This window comes from Marinobacter excellens LAMA 842 (genome assembly GCF_001574445.1).
Lineage (GTDB): Bacteria > Pseudomonadota > Gammaproteobacteria > Pseudomonadales > Oleiphilaceae > Marinobacter > Marinobacter shengliensis.
Window position 1 is genome coordinate 49,065 of record NZ_LOCO01000024.1, and the last position, 17,412, is coordinate 66,476.

Sequence of the window (17,412 nt, forward strand, 5' to 3'; positions counted from 1 at the left end):
TATATGTTCAGAAAAACCATTGTAACTCCATTAGCCCGACCGGCTCTAATCTCCCATATTCGCTGTCGTTGTCGCCTCCGAACCATTGGGCTCCTGCCGTGAGATAAATTTCCCGTTTGAATGGCAGCGTCCATGTGGACCGGGGGTAAAGTACCCAACTGGCATCATCGGCATTGCGGATGACCACCACGCGATACTGCCAGAACGGATTGATATCCTGCCATGCCAGCAGCCCGATATAATGGCGCCCGGTATACAGTGGGCGGGTGGAAACCAGCCTCAAAAGGTCCAGGTTTCCGGGCCGTGCGGGCTGACCGTTGTAGAAATACTCCAATGCCAGGTTAAAGCCGTTGCGATACGCCCAGTTCAGATCTGCCACGCCCTGCCAGTAACCATCGCCAGTATCTGCTTCGCTCCAGACGAGTTCAGTACGCCAACCGGTGCCGGCCACTGAGCTACTGCCGCTGACACCCGCTTTGGTCGTGCCTGCAAAATCGCCGATCATCACACTGGCATCGACCCCGGCAACAAAACGCTTGGCCCTCGCCGCCGTGCTGGCCTCTTTATCACCGTGTTGCGGGGCATGAACAGCGCTGATTCGGCCAGTTGCCCCCCAGGGGCTGTCCCATAACACGGCGTCCACGCCAATTCGTTCATCAGGTTCCAGATTGAGGGGGCTGACAGGATTGAGAATGTCCATGGGGTTCCAGATCAGGGCGGTGGACCAGTTCACCTGTTGGCGCCCAAATCGGAAATCCCCGGCTGGCGAGCGCCACTGTATGGTGCCTCGGTAGAGTTGGTGACGCGCCAACACATCCCCTGACTCATACACGTCGCCCTGAAGATCCCAGTAGCGTGGATCGGGAACCTCTCTGAGCAGGGCGAATTCCGGGCTGTCCAGAAAACTGCCGGTCACCAGCTCCAGGTCGTAGGCTGCATCCAGAACCCAGTCTTCATATCGATAGCGGGGTTCCAGACGCAGGCGGGTAAGGTTCGAGAAGTAACGATCCTCATCAACCAGCGAGCGCGACCCGGCACTGAGATTCTTGAGCGATCCGGAATGGCTGAAATCAGCCGCAGCGTTCGAAGCCAGCATCAGCCAGGCCAGGCCCACCGCCACCAGTGGAGTGCGATCAACCATGCCGAATGGCCTCAACCGGGTCCAGTCGTGAGGCCCGCCACGCCGGGTACAGCGCTACCAGCACGGAGCACAGGAACAACAGCAGGCTGGGAAGCCAGACATGATCGAAAATCAACACCGGATAGATGCGGTCGGTGATACCGGGGATGGCTTCCAGAGAGCGACTGACCGAGGACAGATCAATACCGGTCTGGCCAAGCCAGAACACAAGCAGGCCGCCAACCACCGTTCCTGCCACCATACCCAACACCGCAAGAAAGAATGCCTCAAACAGAATCGTCAGCTGTAATTGTCCGCCTCTCGTACCCAATGCCAGCATGACGCCCAGTTCCGGGGTACGCTCCATCACCGACATCACCATGGTGTTCATGACGCCAATCGCGACCACCACAAAGACCACCGACAGAATGAGATAGAAATCCACCTTGCTCATCTCAACCATCTGCACAACCACAGGCAGCAAGGTTTCCCAGTCCTGGGCCACCAGCCCGTGGTTGGTCAGAGGCGACGACTGGTTCAGGGTCTGTGCCAGGGCCACACTGTCTGAGCGATCTGACAGCCTCAGCACGATCCGTGAAACTTCGTCCTCCTGCAGGCCGCCCAGTGTTCGGGCTGCATTGATATCGATGAATGCATACTCTGTGTCGAACAGGTCACTGCCGGTGCGGTAGATACCGCGAATGGCCTGGGCGCTGGAGGCAAGATCGCCGCCAGCCTGCTGAACCGTGATGACCAGCTTATCCCCCAACCGGGCATTCAGTTCCTCGGCCAGTTTCTGCCCGACCACAATCCCCTTCTCCCCGGGCTGAACGTAAGTGCCCTGCGCCATATACCCGGAAAGCTCCGTAACGGCCCTCTCCTGTTCCGGTGCAATACCCACCAGTTCCACCGGCAGGCTTTGCCCGGGATTTGCCACCATGGCACGTAGCACCACCCGGGGAGCGGCGGCCTCGACTTCTGGCCGCTCCTGCAACTGCTGACGCAATGCCTGGCTGCCGGCAATGCGCAGTGCCGGCGACAGATCAATGTCGTGCCCCGCCTCCATTACCTGCACATGTCCGCTGAGCTGCTGTGTTGAGTTGTGGATCATCTGCTCGAAGAAACCATCCGCGAAGGCGTACAGGAACAGATAGGCCGCCAGCCCAAATGCCGTCGCAGAGGCGGTAATCACCGACCGTCTGGGATTTCGGAATACCGAGCGTAGTGCCATTTGCGCAAAAATCAGCAGCCGGTGGTCAGACGTCACTTCCCAGCGGATACGGCGGATTCGATTGACTACATTGCGCCGCGCACCCATCGCCTCCAGCGGGCTGTTGCGGCTGGCTTTCCAGGCCGGGAGCAGTGCCGCCAGCAGGGCCACCGACACAACCACGATGCCAATCACCACCAGGCGGGAGAATTCGATGGTGGGATAGACGATGCTGCTCAGCCCCGGCATGGTATCCATGGCCTTGATATAGGCACTGAAGTCCAGCCCCTGGGAACCAAAGTAACCGGTCAGTGACAGCCCCAGCACCAGCCCCAACAGGTAGCCCAGGCCGGCCAGAATCGTCGTTTCCAGAAGCACCAGCCAGATAATCCGGCTGCTGGGGGTACCCAGAGCCATCATTACCCCGAATTCCCGACCACGTTCCAGCACCGACATCAGAATGGTATTGACGATGCCGGCCGCCACCACCACAAACACCACGAAGATGACGATGTAGGCGACGGCGTCGTGAAACGCGACCATTTGCACCAGCGAAGGCATCAGCGCCGGCCAGCCCAGGACTTCCACATTGCGTTCCTGTAGCTGGTTGCGCAGGCTTCCAACCACCGCTTCGAGCTGGTCAGAGTCCTCTACGCGGGCAGCAATCTCGGTAAACCGCCCTTCAAAAGCATACAGTGTCTGGGCGGATGCCAGGGGCATCTGGGCTACAAATCCATCAATACGTTTGATGCCGGTTTCGAAAACACCCACCACCTCGAACCGGTCTGCGCCAATGGAGCCGTCCGCTGCCTGAACCACCAGCACCAGCTCATCTCCCGGGGAGGTACTCAGGGCACTGGCGGCGTCCACGCCCATAACGATCTCATTGTCCCCCTCCAGATAGCGCCCGTGGATGATCGACCGATCAAGCCGGGTTACCTGCGGCTCTGTTGTGCTGTCGACCCCCATCACCTGCAAGGCCCGTGACTGGTCGGCATGGCTGGCCAGCGCATTGCCCGTCACCCTGGGCGTGGTCGCTGCGACACCGGTTACGGAGGACATTTCCTCAGCAAGGTTCCAATGCTCGGCAACGGCAATGTTCATTTCCCGGTCGTCGTGAAATCCGCGCTGGTGCACTTTCAGGTCGCCGGTTACATAACCGGTCATGTTGTTGATCATCTGGGCATTGATGCCATCGATAAAAGCCCAGAGAAACACCAGACCTCCGACGCCCACGGCCACCGACAGCAGCGTGATGCCGGTACGCCGACGATTGACCCGAAGATTGCCGAACGCCAGTCGCAGCCACGCGATCACGGTCGCAGCTCCTCACGCTCGACACCGCCATCCCGCAGATGAATCACCCGGCGCGCTCGCTCCATCACCATCGGATCGTGGGTGGAAAACACAAAGGTAATACCGTGCTCCGAGTTCAGACCCCGCATCAGGTCCAGCAGGGCCGCACCGGTCGCGGAGTCGAGATTGGCGGTTGGCTCATCGGCCAGGACAATCGCAGGCTTACTGACGATGGCCCTGGCCACCGCGACACGTTGTTGCTGGCCGCCGGAGAGTTCATGGGGCAGACGCTGTTCCATCCCCTGCAGCCCGACCTCCGCGAGAATGCGCCGGGCCTCGGCCCGTCGTTCCCGAAACGGAATGCCGCGAAGCATCAGCACATACTCCACATTCTCCTGAGCCGACAAGACGCCGATAAGGTTGTATTCCTGAAACACAAAACCGATTTTCCACAACCGCAGAATGGTGCGCTTCTTGCGGCTGAGCCCGGTGATTTCCTCACCCGCCACCTGAATGCGCCCCGTATCCGGTTCGTCCAGGGCCCCGATCTGGTTCAGTAGGGTAGTCTTGCCCGAACCCGACGGCCCCACCAGCGTTGTGAACTCACCGGGCTCGATCGCCACGGATACATCGTTCAGCGCCTTGACGGCGATGGAATCCTGCTGATAAATCCGCGACACATGCTGGACATTGACGATGCTAATAGCGGAGCCTCATTCCGGGTTGCGCAGGCGACGCAATGAGAAAAGCGCCTCGTCTACAGGAATATCGAATTCAATGGATTCAATGTGGATGATCGTTCGGGACACGGGAATAGCGTCCGCGCGGATCTCGAATTCAAGCTGGCTCCAGACCACCGGCGCGTCGGGCCGTGGTGTTGAGACGACCCGGTACACCGGCACCTCGCCTGAATCATCGACCCCGGCAACCTCATGGGTGTAGTCGTCGACAAAGGAGCTATCCTTGACCAGATCATCATTGCTGAAGTTGGACCCCATCCATGGCTGCAGCATCATTGACGGCGGGATCTTGATGGTGCGATCAACTTTGGGAAGGTAATTCCACATGGCATCGCCGATTCTCAGCGAGCCAACGCCAGCCTCTTTTTTCGGTGAGTGAATCCGGATCAAGGTGTGATCGGGCCGATTCATCCAGGCTTCCAACTGCAGCTCCCGAGTCCAGTAGTCACTCTCGATACGCATGGTGGAGCGGCCGTGACTACTGTCTGACCAAAGCAACTGCTCCATGCGTTCAATTAAAGAAACCGCCGAAGTCGTGCTCGCCAGAAGAGGGGCAGAAAACAAAACAATTAGAAGAAAGCAGGAAAGCCTGTAATGAATCACAGATCGTCCATCCGTCCTATTTGCCGGGCCAGGCGCATAGACTCGTTCGTTTCCATCTCCAGTAGTCCTTCCAGCAACTCTCGAGCTTCCGGGATTTCCGCTTTGCCCAAAAGATTCTTGTACAGATTCATGACTTGCTCATGGAAATCCATAACCTCGCGGTAGATTCCCTGGAAATCCAGTTTGGCGTATGGCTCGTCGCAGGTGCGGTGTGTTTCTATCGGATTGTGTCTGAGGTAGTCATAGACCCGTGTTTCCAGTGTGTTACTGGCACTCTGACCCTCAAACTCTTCGACGATCCGTGCAAGTTCCGATTCGTGAGATGCAAGATACTCCAGTAACGCTCCTGCCCTTTCCTCCTCATGCCGCGTGGCGCAGTGCCCGAGACACTGGGCCAGATGCGTGTGCAGGTCTCGGGTCCACTCGATCAACTCACCAAAGCTTTTGATATCCATGATGGCTTACTCTCCTTAAGTTGAACGCACGTCGTTGCGATGCCAATTCAGCGCCCTGGCCATGAAGCTAAATCCGTTGTCGAAAATCCCGGAAACTTGGGATAAACCGTGGTGTTTTAGCCGCATAGTCGCGCCACGCCTCCCCAAACTCTTTCTCGATATCTTTCTCCTCATGAATGGACAAACGTGAGTACATCCATAGGAGTACCGGAAACATTGCCAGGGTAAGCAGCGTCGGCCATTGCAGGAGAAAGCCAAACATGATCAGTGCAAACCCGACATATTGCGGATGACGAACCCAGGCATAAAGCCCACTGGTGGCGAGTTTGCTCTCTTTCTGAGCGGTGTACAGTGTGCGCCAACCGGCCGCGATCAGATAAAATCCACCCGCAATGAAAGCGGTACTCAGCAAATGGAATGGCCCGAAGTGGGGAGAACCCTGCCACCCAAACAACATTTCCAGTAAATGCCCGCTGTCATGGGAAAACCAGTCAACATCTGGGTAGCTGCTTTGTAACCAGCCCGCAAGGAAGTAAATAGTTAACGGGAAACCGTACATTTCAGTAAACAACGCGACCAGAAACGCACTAAAGGCACCAAACGAGCGCCAGTCGCGCTTAGTTTTAGGCTTGAAAAAGCTGAACGCAAAAAAGATAAAAACAGCAGAGTTCAGGACGACGAGACTCCAGAGCCCGTAGTCAGTTGCTTCATTGCTCATGGTGATCTTCCTTTTTCGGACCATGTTGATGTCCGGAATGGCCTCCGTGCATAAATATATGCATTAGCGGGCACAGCAGGAGAATCAACCACGGCAGTGCGCCGAGAATATGAACCTTGTGCTCGCCCCAAAGGAGAACCAGAGCAATCACACCGAAGAAAGAAAGCGTAATCCAATATCGACGGCTAAATTCCATAACGAATTCTCCTGAAGCTGTGACAAGCAATTTTTACTTACCAGCTCCTAAACCCAAGTGATAAGTCTAGGTAATCACAGAAGTCTGAATTCAAACTGAACACTTCAGCCAGCTTGGAAAAAGAGTTGATCTCAGTAAGCGTCCGGCCATCACACCTTGTCAGGTATAGCCGGGGTCCAGTTGTGGGGCAATAGCTCGTTGATGGCGTTGTTCTTCTGCGTCGGCAGTCGGGTCAGCACATCCTTCAGATAGGCATACGGATCATGCGCGTTCAGCTTGGCCGACTGGATCAGCGTCATCACCGCAGCCGCACGCTGACCACTGCGCAGTGATCCCGCGAACAGCCAGTTGCTGCGCCCCAGCGCCCAGGGTCGGATCTGGTTTTCCACCCAGTTATTGTCGATGGGCACAGAACCATCGTCCAGATAGCGCGTCAGCGCTGCCCAACGTTTGAGGCTGTAATCCAACGCTTTGGCGGTGCCGGAGCCATCCGGTACTTTCTGGCGATGCGCCAGCATCCATTGATGCAGGGCGTCAGCAAGTGGTTTGGCTCTGGTTTGTCGGATTTTCCGGCGCTTATCCGGCGGCAGGTCTTTGGTATCCCGCTCGATCTCGTAGAGTCCGCCGATGTAGTCCAATGCTTTGGCTGCCAGTTCGCTTTTGTTGGCTTCGTGCAGGTCGTAGAACTTGCGCCGGGCGTGGGCCATACAGCCGATTTCAGTGATGCCATTACCGAACCCGGCCTTGTAGCCGGCGTAGTCGTCACAGACCAGCTTGCCCTGCCAGTCACCCAGGAAGGTGCGGGCGTGTTCACCCGCCCGGCTTGGGGCGAAGTCATAAACGGTGGCTTTCAGATCCGAGAACGGTGTGGTGCAGTAGGCCCAGACGTAGGCCTTATGGGTTTTCTTCTTGCCCGGAGCCAGCATGCTGACCGGCGTTTCATCGGCGTGCAGAACGTTGTGTTCCAGCAAGGCGTTTCTCAGTGCATCGACCAGGGGCTGCAACTGCACACCGCAGGCACCGACCCATTCGGCGAGTGTGGAACGGGGTATTTCCAGGCCAGCACGGCCGAAGATACGTTCCTGACGGTACAGAGGCAGATGGTCCGCGTACTTGGCCACCAACACCTGAGCCAGCAGGCCGGCGGTGGGGATGCCCTTGTCGATCACCTGCGGTGGTACCGGTGCCTGGACCAAGGTCTCGCACTGGTTGCAGGCCCACTTGCCCCGGATGTGGCGTTCCACCGTGAACTCACCGGGGACGTAGTCCAGCTTCTCACTGACGTCTTCGCCAATACGCTTGAGCTGGCAGCCGCATTGGCAGTGGGTATTGTCCGGTTCGTGGTGGATCAGGGTACGGGGCAGTTCCGGTGGCAGCGGGGTGCGCTTAGGCTTCTGCTTGGGCTGGGCAGCCTTCTGCTCCTCAGTCATCGCCTGGTCCAGCTCGGCTTCGATCGCCGCCAGGTCGCTGTCGATCAGCTCATCCAGGAGCTTGCCCTGAACGGCATCGAGTTGCTCACTGCGGCGGGCGAACTTGTGACGTTTGAGGATGGCGACTTCGTGGGTCAGTTTCTCGATGACGGCATTCCTGCGCACCAACTCCCGCTCCTTCCGGCCCAAGGCTTGATCCTTGGCGTCCAGGGAGTCCATCAGTTCCGTCGCCAGAGCGCGGAGCTGATCGGCTGAGAGTTGGTTGATATCGGGGCGCTGAGTCATGCCGCCTAGTATGCCAAGCCCGTATGCCACAAGCGATTCGCGGTTCTGGTTATAGCGAGACCGCAGGGCTTGTGGTTACAGGATAGAGATCACGCCTTCAGCGCCTATGCGCTGCCAGGGCAGGCCCTGAACGAGGGCGGACAACTGTTCTTCGGTCAGGCGCAATTGGTCACCACGCCAGGCTTCGCCCCAGTGGAATTTGCCCCGGTTCAGCCTGCGGGCACACAACCAGATGCCGAGCCCATCATGGATCAGCACCTTCATCCGATTGCCTCGCTTGTTGGCGAACAGGTAGGCGCAATGGGGTTTGGCCGAACCGAATACCTGAATAACCCGCGCCAGGGCCTTGTCGGGCCCGGCCCGCATATCCAGCGGTTCGGTGGCCAGCCAGATCTCGTCAATGCGGATCATCCCAACAGATCCCGAAGCAAAGCCGCACACTGATGGGCTTGCTCCGCAGGCCACTCCACCACAACCGTGCCGCCGGCGCGGGGGATTTCGATGCGGATGGTGCTACATTGACTCGAGACTGACGGAGTGTCCGGCACAGGCGCTGCGGCTGGCAGACGGACCGGAACGAATCCAGGTGTTTCCGGTGTTTTACCCGCTCTTCGCGCTTCGCTCATCCAGCGCCGGACCATGTTGGCGTTGAGGCCATTATCCAGCGAAATCCGGGAAACAGACGCTCCGGGCTTCAGGCATTCGGCGACGATACGAGCCTTCAGCTCTTTGGAGTAACGACGACGTTTTTGGTAGGGCTTGGTTACGCTTATGTTGGTCATATTAAGTGTCCACTTAAAAATAAGTGGACACTATCCTGACGGCCGCAGCGCCTGGCTCAAGATGGGTTTACCGGACGGTTACTGATCTCAATCAATTCCTGGACGAACTTCGCGCACCCTCCCGCCTTCGCCCGGTGCTTTCATGACGATAATCAGACCAATAATTGTGATACTAATGCCGGTGATTTCCACAACAGTGAAGGTTTCCCCAAACCACAGTAGCCCGATAACAACACCTATGGCCGGCGTAAGAAAGGTAAACGAATTGAGACTGTTCAAAGGAGCGCTTGCCAGCAGGGCATACCACAACACGACCATCAGTGCCGTAGCGGGAATGGACAGCATTAAAGCAGCGGTGGCAAACGACCAGGTCCAGTTAATGTCCATGCCTTCGCCCAGGATGACAGAAGCAAAACCCAGAAAAACTGAACCAATTACAAGCTGAATGCCCATTGACCAGTAGATATCATCGCTGCCGGCCTGGTATTTAAGCAGTACGTTTCCAATGGCAGTACCAACGGCGCCACCAAGAATATAAACCGATCCTGTGAATCTGGAGTTACTTACTTCCATGTCAGGCGCTGCGAGCACCACAACACCGATAAAGCCAATGAGTAATCCGGCAAACAGACGCCCGCTCACAACTTCCCTGATGAAAAAATAGGGGTCAGCTCACGAAACGGAAAAAATCGTACGCTAAGACCTCTGCAGTGTTCGTAACGATCGGTACTTTCCTTGTTCGACCTGTTTGTCCTGCTGCCAGATATAGTCGCCGGTCAGGTTGATGTGCTCCCAGCCCAAGGGAGAAAGATGCCGCAGAAGCGTCTCGTCGATATCCCGGCCGTCTTCGCGCAGTGCTTGAACCGCCCGCTCCATATAAACCGTATTCCAAAGGATAATAGCGCTGACGACGAGATTGAGTCCGCTTGCACGGTAGCGTTGATTCTCGTAACTGCGATCGCGGAGTTCACCGAGCCGGTTCAGGAAGACGGCACGAGCCAGCGCGTTCTTAGCCTCGCCCTTATTCAAACCAACCTGCACGCGGCGACGCAGTTCGACGTTTTGCATCCAGTCGAGTGCGAATAATGTTCGCTCAATGCGGCCCAGCTCGCGCAATGCGATCGCGAGGCCATTCTGACGCGGATAGCTCCCGAGCTTGCGCAGCATCAGTGATGCGGTGACAGTGCCCTGCTTAATCGATGCCGCCAAACGAAGGATTTCGTCCCAATGCGTCCGAATGTGTTTTACGTTGATGCGACCGCCGATTAGGCCTGCGAGTGTCGGATACTGTTTTGTGTCACCATTTATGTACAGACGACGGTCGGCTAAATCACGAATACGCGGGGCGAAGCGGTACCCAAGCAAGTGCATCAAGGCGAACACATGATCGGTAAAGCCAGCCGTGTCCGTATAGTGCTCCTCTATCCGAAGGTCTGACTCGTGGTACAGCAAACCATCCAGAACATGAGTGGCATCGCGAACAGTGGCGTTAATGACCTTGGAATGAAACGGCGCGTACTGGTCCGAGATATGCGTGTAGAACTGTACGCCCGGCTCCTGACCGTATTTCAAATTTACATGGCCAGCAAATTGACCGCGACCGCCGGCTTTGAAGTTCTGGCCATCCGATGATGACGTGGTGCCATCACCCCAGTATGCGGCGAACGATTGGCGAGAATGAGCGTTGACCAGGCTCCCCAATCCCGCTGAATACGTTTCATCGCGTATGTGCCACGCCTGGAGCCACGTCAGCTTAGCGTAGGTGGTGCCAGGGCAGGACTCAGCCATCTTGGATAGCCCCAGGTTGATCGCATCAGCCAGGATCGTCGTGAGTAGTAGCTGTCGATCCCCAGCGGTTGCGCCGCTTTTGAGGTGAGTGAAGTGTTGCGTGAAGCCCGTCCAGTTATCGACTTTCAACAACAGTTCGGTGATCTTCAAGTGCGGCAACCGACTATAGGCCTGTTGCATCAGCGCTTCCGCCGCATCAGGCACGGCGTTGTCCAATGGCGTGATTCTTAGGCGGCCCGAGGGTGAGATACCTGCATCGGGTAACTGGTCGGCGAAGGCCAGGCGTTCTACGGTGATCAACTCCTGGTCCAGCGTTGCCAATCGCGATTCCAAGTAGTTATCGCAATTCGTTTCAACCGCCAATCCGAGCTTTCGATCTTCACGCTGACCCTCGAACCGTGTCGGCGGCAACAGGTAATCCTCGAAATCCTTAAACTGCCGCGAATCCTGGACCCAGATGTCCCCGGAACGTAGCGCATTTTTGAGCTCGGATAGCACGCACAGTTCATAGAAGCGTCGGTCAATTCCGTCCGGTGTGTACACCAGACTTTCCCAGCGCTTGCGGATAAAGCCAGTCGGGGCGTCATCCGGCACTTTACGAGACTGGTGCTGATTCATGTTCTTTAGCAGCTCGATCCCGGCGTGTAACTCGCGCGCCGCCGGTGCGGCCTTCATATCCAGTGCATCCAGAAGCGTCGGCGTGTAACGCCGCAGCGAGTTGAAGCCACTACCAATTAAAGCGAGGTAATCGAAGTCTTCTGACTGGGCCAGCTTTTCCGCTTCGGTGATGCTTGCACTGAATACCTCCCATGGCATGATCGCCTCAATGGCGGCATACGGATCGCTTCCGGTCTGTTTGGCATCGAGCAGTGCGCGCCCAACACGCGAGTACAGACGTACCTTATTATTAATTTCCTTGCCGGAGCGCTGGAAGCGCTCAGCATGTGTACGCTTGGCCTTGCTGAACAGCGAGCCCATAAAGCGATCATGTAGGTCAATGATCTCGTCAATCAGCGTGGCTCGTGTATCGAGTATGATTGCCACTAGTGTGGCGTAGCGACGGCTCGATTCAAGGTCCCGCAAGTGCTGGGCGGTCATTTGCCCGCCTTCACGGGCGAGCTTCAGCAGACGGTTCTGGTGGATGGTATGTTCAAGCCCAACCGGGAGGTTGAGCTCGTGCACGGTCTGTAATCGTTGGAGGTGGAACAGAATATGTTTGGGCCTCGGTGGTCCGGGAGACTGGCGCAGCCAGACGAGTGCACTACTCGACATATCCTTGCGAATCGCCAGCAACTGCTCGAAGGCGCGGCGATGCTGATTGGTCAATAGCGCGGTTAACGTTTCATACACGAGTCGGGTGCCTCGCGTGAGCGCTTCGCTGCACATGCGTTCGATGACATCCAGCGGCGGCAAAATGATGCGTTGTTGTCTAAGCAACTTGACCAGCGCTTCAGCCAGAACGATGCCGCGATCCGTTTGTTGGGCCAGGTCGACAATGGAGTCAATAAACCGCCGGTAGTCATCGCCGCTGAGCGAAGACAGGTTCAACCAGGCCTGCAATTCGACCAGATGCTCCCGTCGCGTTTCAGGCCTCTTGGCGTAGCGCGGCCAAATCTCAGGCCCAATGCTCAACTGCTGGCCGATGAGCGTTAATAAGGAGGCTGGTGGCTCGGCATTGGTGGGTAGCGCGATACCGGGATAGCGCAGATAACATAACTGGACCGCGAAACCGAATCGGTTGTGCGGGCCACGCCGCTGCCGAATCGCCGACAAGTCCGATTCGGAGAAAGTGTAGTGTTGGATGAGCGTGTCGTCCGTCTCTGGAAACGAGAGCAAGCTATCCCGCTCAGCGGCGGTCAATAGGCGACGGCGGGGCATAGTCAGTCAACCGTTTTCAGGTATTGGTACAGCGTCTCGCGGCTGATGCCGAATTCACGGGCCAGCGCCGCCTTTTGTTCACTGTTTGCAACGCGCTGCCGGAGTTCGACGATCTTTTCGGGAGAGAGGGCTTTCTTGCGACCGCGATACGCTCCACGCTTTCGAGCCAGTGCGATGCCTTCGCGCTGCCGCTCGCGTATCAATGCACGCTCGAACTCGGCAAATGCGCCCATGACGGAAAGCATGAGGTTGGCCATCGGCGACGCTTCGCCGGTGAAAGTCAGGCTTTCTTTGATGAATTCGATGCGGACACCCCGTTGGGTCAACGTGTGGACCAGGCGACGCAGGTCGTCAAGGTTGCGCGCGAGACGGTCCATGCTATGGACGACGACGGTATCGCCTTCGCGGACAAAGGTGATCAGTCGATCCAACTCGGGTCGTTGGGTATCCTTGCCGGACGCTTTGTCCGTGAACACCCGATCAACCGCGACCTGCTCAAGCTGGCGTTCCGGATTTTGATCAAGACTGCTGACTCGGATATAACCGATGCGCTGACCTTTCAAAACCCGCTCCCCCGTCGAAGTGTCAAGAGAACTCTAAGACCCCTCGCAACAAACGTCAACTATTTCTATATACCACCCTATTCTGACGCATGTACCACTCAATGCCTGACGCCTGGTTAGGGTGTAGTTCAAACTGACAGCGAATACCGGCAGGCTGCACATTAAACTCGGAGGATTTTTTTTGCGAAGACTCTGAACACGAACTAGGCTGGGATCGAAATGCCACTTGCATACTGCCGGATCATTTGGACGATTGATTCACTAAAGTTCTTCCGGGAGCTTCCGATAACTAGAAGAGTCTTTTGAAGGAGGAACAAGGATGGACATCAGTCACCTATCGCAATCGGCAAGTCAACAAGGGGTGTACTCGAATGGCTCCGCCAGGATCGTCCGCGAAACGCGAATTGATGCGGGGGTTCAGATCAGTGAGGTGCCATCGGTGGTTTACCATGGAGCGAAAGATAACCCTCTCAATACTGGCGGCCATGTTATTGATAAAATATACAAGATGCCGCAAGAAAGTCATGAGGCGACCAATGCCAGGTTGGATGAGATGATGGTGGCGTTGTCCACTGGTGTCGCCACGGCGTCAGCTGGTCTCAAGCGTACTTATGAGATGGCAATGGAGTCTCTATCACCCGATCTGCAAGAAAAGGATTGGGGGTTTTCAGTGTCAAACGGTTCATTAGTAATTTCGGAAGGCAGTGATGCCCTATCGACTGAAGACCGCGCAACCCTCAAGGACGCGCTCTCGATAGCAGATGTCGAATATCAGGCCAACCAGGTGGCTTCTACGATGATTCGGGCGCTGGAGCTGGATCGAGGGCCAGCCGGTGTGAGTAACGGTATCGGCCGATTCGATGTATCCCAGGGGAATTTTGGGGATATTGTTGATCTTCGTTCCTACCTGCAAGTGCACGAACCAGGCGGAAGCTATGACCTGAACCCGATAGATCCCACTGATTACGAGCGTCATTTCCCTTATGGCGGGCGCGCTTTGTTGGACCAGATCAGTGCGAATGCGCCCATCGGATATGCCAAGCCAGCAGACTTTGGACTGATCTCGCTGTAAGAGAAGACAAGGCCCAAGCAGTGCTTGGGCCTCAGGTATTTACTGGATGGTCTGATCGCAGATGTGCCCCAAGGTCACTGCGGGATAGTTGTCGCCTCCGACTCCGACTTCGTTCGGATCTGTATCCTTCACCCGAATCGACCACTTTCCTGCATTAAACTCTGACAGCCATGTATAGCCACCCGAATAGTCCGTGGTGGAATAATTGCCAGTGCAATCGGGCAACGAGATGATATTACCGGCGATACCGCTCGAATTGCTGATCGCTGTGTCGCCTGTCAATGGAATGTCGTCGGTATAATATTTAAAAGTCACCTCTGCTCCCTCAACAGGATTGCCACTTGAGTCCAGCACTCGTATGGACCAATCCAACTCATTATGCACTTGGTCAGTCAGAAAAGGGGAAGTGCTCATACGAACCAAATTTTCATCACTTCCGACATCGACGCTGTCAGAAGCAGTAACGCGTGATCCTACCAACAGCTCATAATCGTGCGCCGGATTCACGGCCACCGCCGGGTTTGGAGAAATTCGAACATTGAGGGTAAAGGGCGTTGGCAAACTGCCCAAATTATAGAGCATATTCGCGTCAAGAGTATTCCAGACGGTGCCTGTGAAGTACTCAATAACCCATTCGTTCTGGCCGTAGGCGTCCGTGAACTGGATATGCAGATCCTGTCCATTTTCCGCCACGAAACTGAAATAGTCGATATCTTGGGCGCTGTCCATACTCCCAACCATCGGGGTCCGGTCATCAGGAATCGGTGTTGATAGACTTGCCGCGTCATTCAGTTCGTTGGCATCTACAGCCGTGTTCACCACTGCGCCAAATTGGAAGGCGGAGCCATCCGAGGCATTGGCGTCCATAGACCAATAGTAGTCACCCGGTTCAGTGAGAGCCAAGAGCCCCTCATCGGCATTGCCAGGTTGGTCCGATGTTCCCAGTGACGTCAGCGTATCGTCTGCCTCATGTTTGATCAGTGTCAGGGCGAAGTCCGTATTGGCATTCTGACCGGTCAGGAATACCGTGGTTTTCGCGCGCTGGGTTATTTCGAAGTGATAGCAGTAAGAGCCCCCTGTCGTGGTACTGTCCAGGGGGTAATCCCCCCGAAAAACAGCGGTGATCAAAAGTAGAATTTTCCGTAAGCTACACGCAGGGAGATTCTGCATGAAGAAGTCACGTTTTTCCGACAGCCAGATCCTGTCGATCCTGAAACAAGCCGAGAACGGTGTGCCGGTTCCGGAGCTGTGTCGTGAGCACGGCATGAGCAGCGCCAGCTTTTACAAATGGCGCGCCAAGTTCGGTGGCATGGATGCGTCCATGATGGCTCGGTTGAAGGAGCTAGAGGACGAAAACCGCCGACTCAAGAAGATGTATGCCGAGGAGCGACTGAAGGCTGACATTCTCAAGGAAGCCATCGAAAAAAAGTGGTAAAGCCGTCTCGTCGCCGTGAGATGGCGCAGAAAGCCGTCAGTCAGAAGCAGGTCAGTATTCGCTTGGCTTGCTGGATGTTCAGCATCAGCGAGACCTGCTATCGCTATCGGGCAAAGCTCAGCAGCGAGAATGCCGAGATCGCGGATTGGCTGATCCGGTTGACCCATAACCAGCGGAACTGGGGCTTTGGCCTGTGCTTTTTGCATCTGAGGAACGTCAAAGGATTTGGCTGGAATCACAAACGGGTTTATCGGATTTACCGGGAGCTGGAGCTGAACCTGCGCATTAAGCCCAAGAAGCGCCTGGTTCGTGAAAAGCCAGAGCCATTGGCTGTGCCGGAAACGATCAACGACAGTTGGTCGATGGACTTCATGCACGATCAGCTCAACGACGGGCGTAGCTATCGGCTGCTGAACGTGATTGATGACTTTAATCGTGAAGGCCTTGGCATCGAAGTGGACTTCTCGCTTCCGGCAGAGCGGGTTATCCGATCGCTGGATCAGATCATTGAGTGGCGAGGTAAACCGCGTTCTATCCGTTGTGACAACGGGCCTGAATACATCAATCAGTGGCAAGTTGTCAGCCTGGGCAGAACAACGCGACATCAAGCTGGCGTTTATCCAGCCGGGCAAGCCGCAGCAGAATGCCTATATCGAACGCTACAACCGCACGGTTCGTTATGATTGGCTGGCTCAGTATCTGTTCGAAAGCACCGAAGAAGTCCAGGATTATGCGACTCGCTGGCTCTGGCACTACAATCACGAACGACCCAATATGGGACTCGGAGGAATTACTCCTCAACAGAAGTTGGCCATGATGGCCTGAGGTCTACTTTTGACCCCCGTTAAAAATGGGGGGATTACCCTTTAGGCAAGCGCATTGCCACCGTGGCTAGACGAAATCAGGCGATTCCTAGCCAGGGATATGGAGGCGACACGGGCACATGAGCTAATGGAGCAGATGCGGGAGGCTGGGTTGCCGATCTAGCCGAGTGCTCTATTCTCAAATAATGTGGGTTCGCCTCGATGTTTGCGGGCCGCTACATCTATTCGCATTTCAGGAATTTTGTCTATGGGGGCCTAGGGAGCTACTATACTAGGTAATGATCAAAACGCCGGATGCAATCCGCTGGATAGGCTGACCGATTAGCTAAAGTTATTCCGGTAAGTCCCGATAACAAGAGTAGGGAGTATTCCGAAGGGGTTAGAGTATGGGCGTCAATTGCATACTGCAATTGGCAAACCAACAGCGTTTTTCTCGAATGGTTATCAGTGAGATGTCAACCAACTTTGGCTTTCAAAGCACGCAGAAGCGGCCATTGTCCGCCACGCTTAAAAAATGGGTGCATACCTTGATGCAAAGGTTCGTTCAAATCACGTATATGTATTTAGTGGAGGCATTGTTGTGATATCTACCATAAGCAGCCAGCCACTTGGAGTGCAAAATAAATACGCTAGTTTGGAAAAAACGGGATCTGGAGTCGAAGAGAAACCTATCAAGGACAGTGCTGGTCCTGAAAATAGTAATAACGACGTTACTATTTCAGATGCTGGCAGGAAAGCACTAGAGGCGTCCAGGGGCGGTCAATCCCCTAGCTATTACGAACAGTTTATGCCGACCTATGACGGATTTACAGCTGCTAATATTGCATTAGGTGTCAAAGAGCCTGGTCGTGATACATTTTCTGCTGGAAAAGATTTTAGCCAGGTTGCGATAGATGCACGCGCTAGTATGGATAATACTAATGGGTTCGAAAGTAAGCGAACATCATTTATAATGTAGGCTCCGTTCGCCAAGCTTATCGGATATTTACACACATGCGCCACGATGACGGTCGTAAA

16 protein-coding genes and 1 pseudogene are annotated in these 17,412 nt (G+C 55.5%); 3 read left to right on the top strand and 14 right to left on the bottom strand.

What is annotated here, in order from left to right:
* Nucleotides 1–7: 7 nt before the first annotated feature.
* The 13 genes from J122_RS16520 to J122_RS16580 all read right to left on the bottom strand — a co-directional run bounded on the left by J122_RS16520 (nt 8) and on the right by J122_RS16580 (nt 13,064).
* Entirely contained in the window at nt 8–1,141 is a 1,134-nt protein-coding gene (locus J122_RS16520; protein WP_061333252.1) for a hypothetical protein, read from the bottom strand.
* Entirely contained in the window at nt 1,134–3,647 is a 2,514-nt protein-coding gene (locus tag J122_RS16525) for an FtsX-like permease family protein (protein ID WP_061333253.1), read from the bottom strand. The genes J122_RS16520 and J122_RS16525 overlap by 8 nt, the downstream gene beginning before the upstream one ends.
* The gene (locus J122_RS16530) at nt 3,644–4,306 is read right to left on the bottom strand and encodes an ABC transporter ATP-binding protein (protein ID WP_227510251.1); all 663 of its coding nucleotides are present in this window, start codon (nt 4,304–4,306) and stop codon (nt 3,644–3,646) included. Before J122_RS16530 ends, J122_RS16525 begins: the two co-directional genes overlap by 4 nt.
* A gap of 33 nt (nt 4,307–4,339) precedes the next feature.
* Nucleotides 4,340–4,828 carry an outer membrane lipoprotein-sorting protein gene (locus J122_RS16535; protein WP_227510252.1) on the bottom strand — a complete coding sequence of 163 codons (489 nt, stop codon included), beginning with the start codon at nt 4,826–4,828 and terminating at the stop codon, nt 4,340–4,342.
* 137 nt (nt 4,829–4,965) lie between these two features.
* Nucleotides 4,966–5,424 (bottom strand): hypothetical protein, encoded by a 459-nt coding sequence (locus tag J122_RS16540; RefSeq protein WP_061333255.1) that lies wholly within the window; start codon nt 5,422–5,424, stop codon nt 4,966–4,968.
* A 67-nt stretch (nt 5,425–5,491) separates the two neighbouring features.
* The gene (locus tag J122_RS16545; RefSeq protein ID WP_061333256.1) at nt 5,492–6,142 is read right to left on the bottom strand and encodes an isoprenylcysteine carboxylmethyltransferase family protein; all 651 of its coding nucleotides are present in this window, start codon (nt 6,140–6,142) and stop codon (nt 5,492–5,494) included.
* Nucleotides 6,132–6,338: a DUF2933 domain-containing protein gene (locus J122_RS16550; protein WP_058091913.1), complete on the bottom strand. Its 207-nt coding sequence runs from the start codon at nt 6,336–6,338 to the stop codon at nt 6,132–6,134. Before J122_RS16550 ends, J122_RS16545 begins: the two co-directional genes overlap by 11 nt.
* A 149-nt stretch (nt 6,339–6,487) precedes the next feature.
* Nucleotides 6,488–8,053 (bottom strand): IS66 family transposase, encoded by a 1,566-nt coding sequence (gene tnpC, locus J122_RS16555; RefSeq protein ID WP_061333257.1) that lies wholly within the window; start codon nt 8,051–8,053, stop codon nt 6,488–6,490.
* Nucleotides 8,054–8,128: 75 nt separating this feature from the next.
* Complete coding sequence (gene tnpB / locus J122_RS16560; RefSeq protein WP_061333258.1) at nt 8,129–8,464, bottom strand: IS66 family insertion sequence element accessory protein TnpB; 336 nt, start codon at nt 8,462–8,464, stop codon at nt 8,129–8,131.
* Nucleotides 8,461–8,835, bottom strand: coding sequence for an IS66-like element accessory protein TnpA (gene tnpA, locus J122_RS16565; RefSeq protein ID WP_061333259.1), 375 nt, complete (start codon nt 8,833–8,835; stop codon nt 8,461–8,463). The genes tnpB and tnpA overlap by 4 nt, the downstream gene beginning before the upstream one ends.
* Nucleotides 8,836–8,922: 87 nt before the next feature.
* Complete coding sequence (locus J122_RS16570; protein ID WP_227510253.1) at nt 8,923–9,477, bottom strand: DMT family transporter; 555 nt, start codon at nt 9,475–9,477, stop codon at nt 8,923–8,925.
* Nucleotides 9,478–9,531: 54 nt separating this feature from the next.
* Nucleotides 9,532–12,501 (bottom strand): Tn3 family transposase, encoded by a 2,970-nt coding sequence (locus tag J122_RS16575; RefSeq protein WP_061333260.1) that lies wholly within the window; start codon nt 12,499–12,501, stop codon nt 9,532–9,534.
* Between the two features lie 2 nt (nt 12,502–12,503).
* Complete coding sequence (locus J122_RS16580) at nt 12,504–13,064, bottom strand: recombinase family protein (protein ID WP_019677822.1); 561 nt, start codon at nt 13,062–13,064, stop codon at nt 12,504–12,506.
* A gap of 319 nt (nt 13,065–13,383) precedes the next feature.
* Here J122_RS16580 and J122_RS16585 point away from each other — a divergent pair, with 319 nt between their 5' ends.
* Nucleotides 13,384–14,136, top strand: a complete 753-nt coding sequence (locus tag J122_RS16585) for a hypothetical protein (protein ID WP_061333261.1) — start codon at nt 13,384–13,386, stop codon at nt 14,134–14,136.
* Between the two features lie 39 nt (nt 14,137–14,175).
* On the opposite strand, the gene J122_RS16590 is transcribed toward J122_RS16585, so the two are convergent.
* Nucleotides 14,176–15,264 (bottom strand): hypothetical protein, encoded by a 1,089-nt coding sequence (locus tag J122_RS16590; RefSeq protein WP_156471772.1) that lies wholly within the window; start codon nt 15,262–15,264, stop codon nt 14,176–14,178.
* 40 nt (nt 15,265–15,304) lie between these two features.
* Between J122_RS16590 and J122_RS16600 the strand changes: the two are divergent.
* A pseudogene (locus J122_RS16600) lies at nt 15,305–16,396 on the top strand (IS3 family transposase).
* Between the two features lie 513 nt (nt 16,397–16,909).
* On the top strand, nt 16,910–17,353 hold the full coding sequence (locus J122_RS22545) for a hypothetical protein (protein ID WP_156471773.1): 444 nt from the start codon (nt 16,910–16,912) through the stop codon (nt 17,351–17,353).
* Nucleotides 17,354–17,412: the final 59 nt, after the last annotated feature.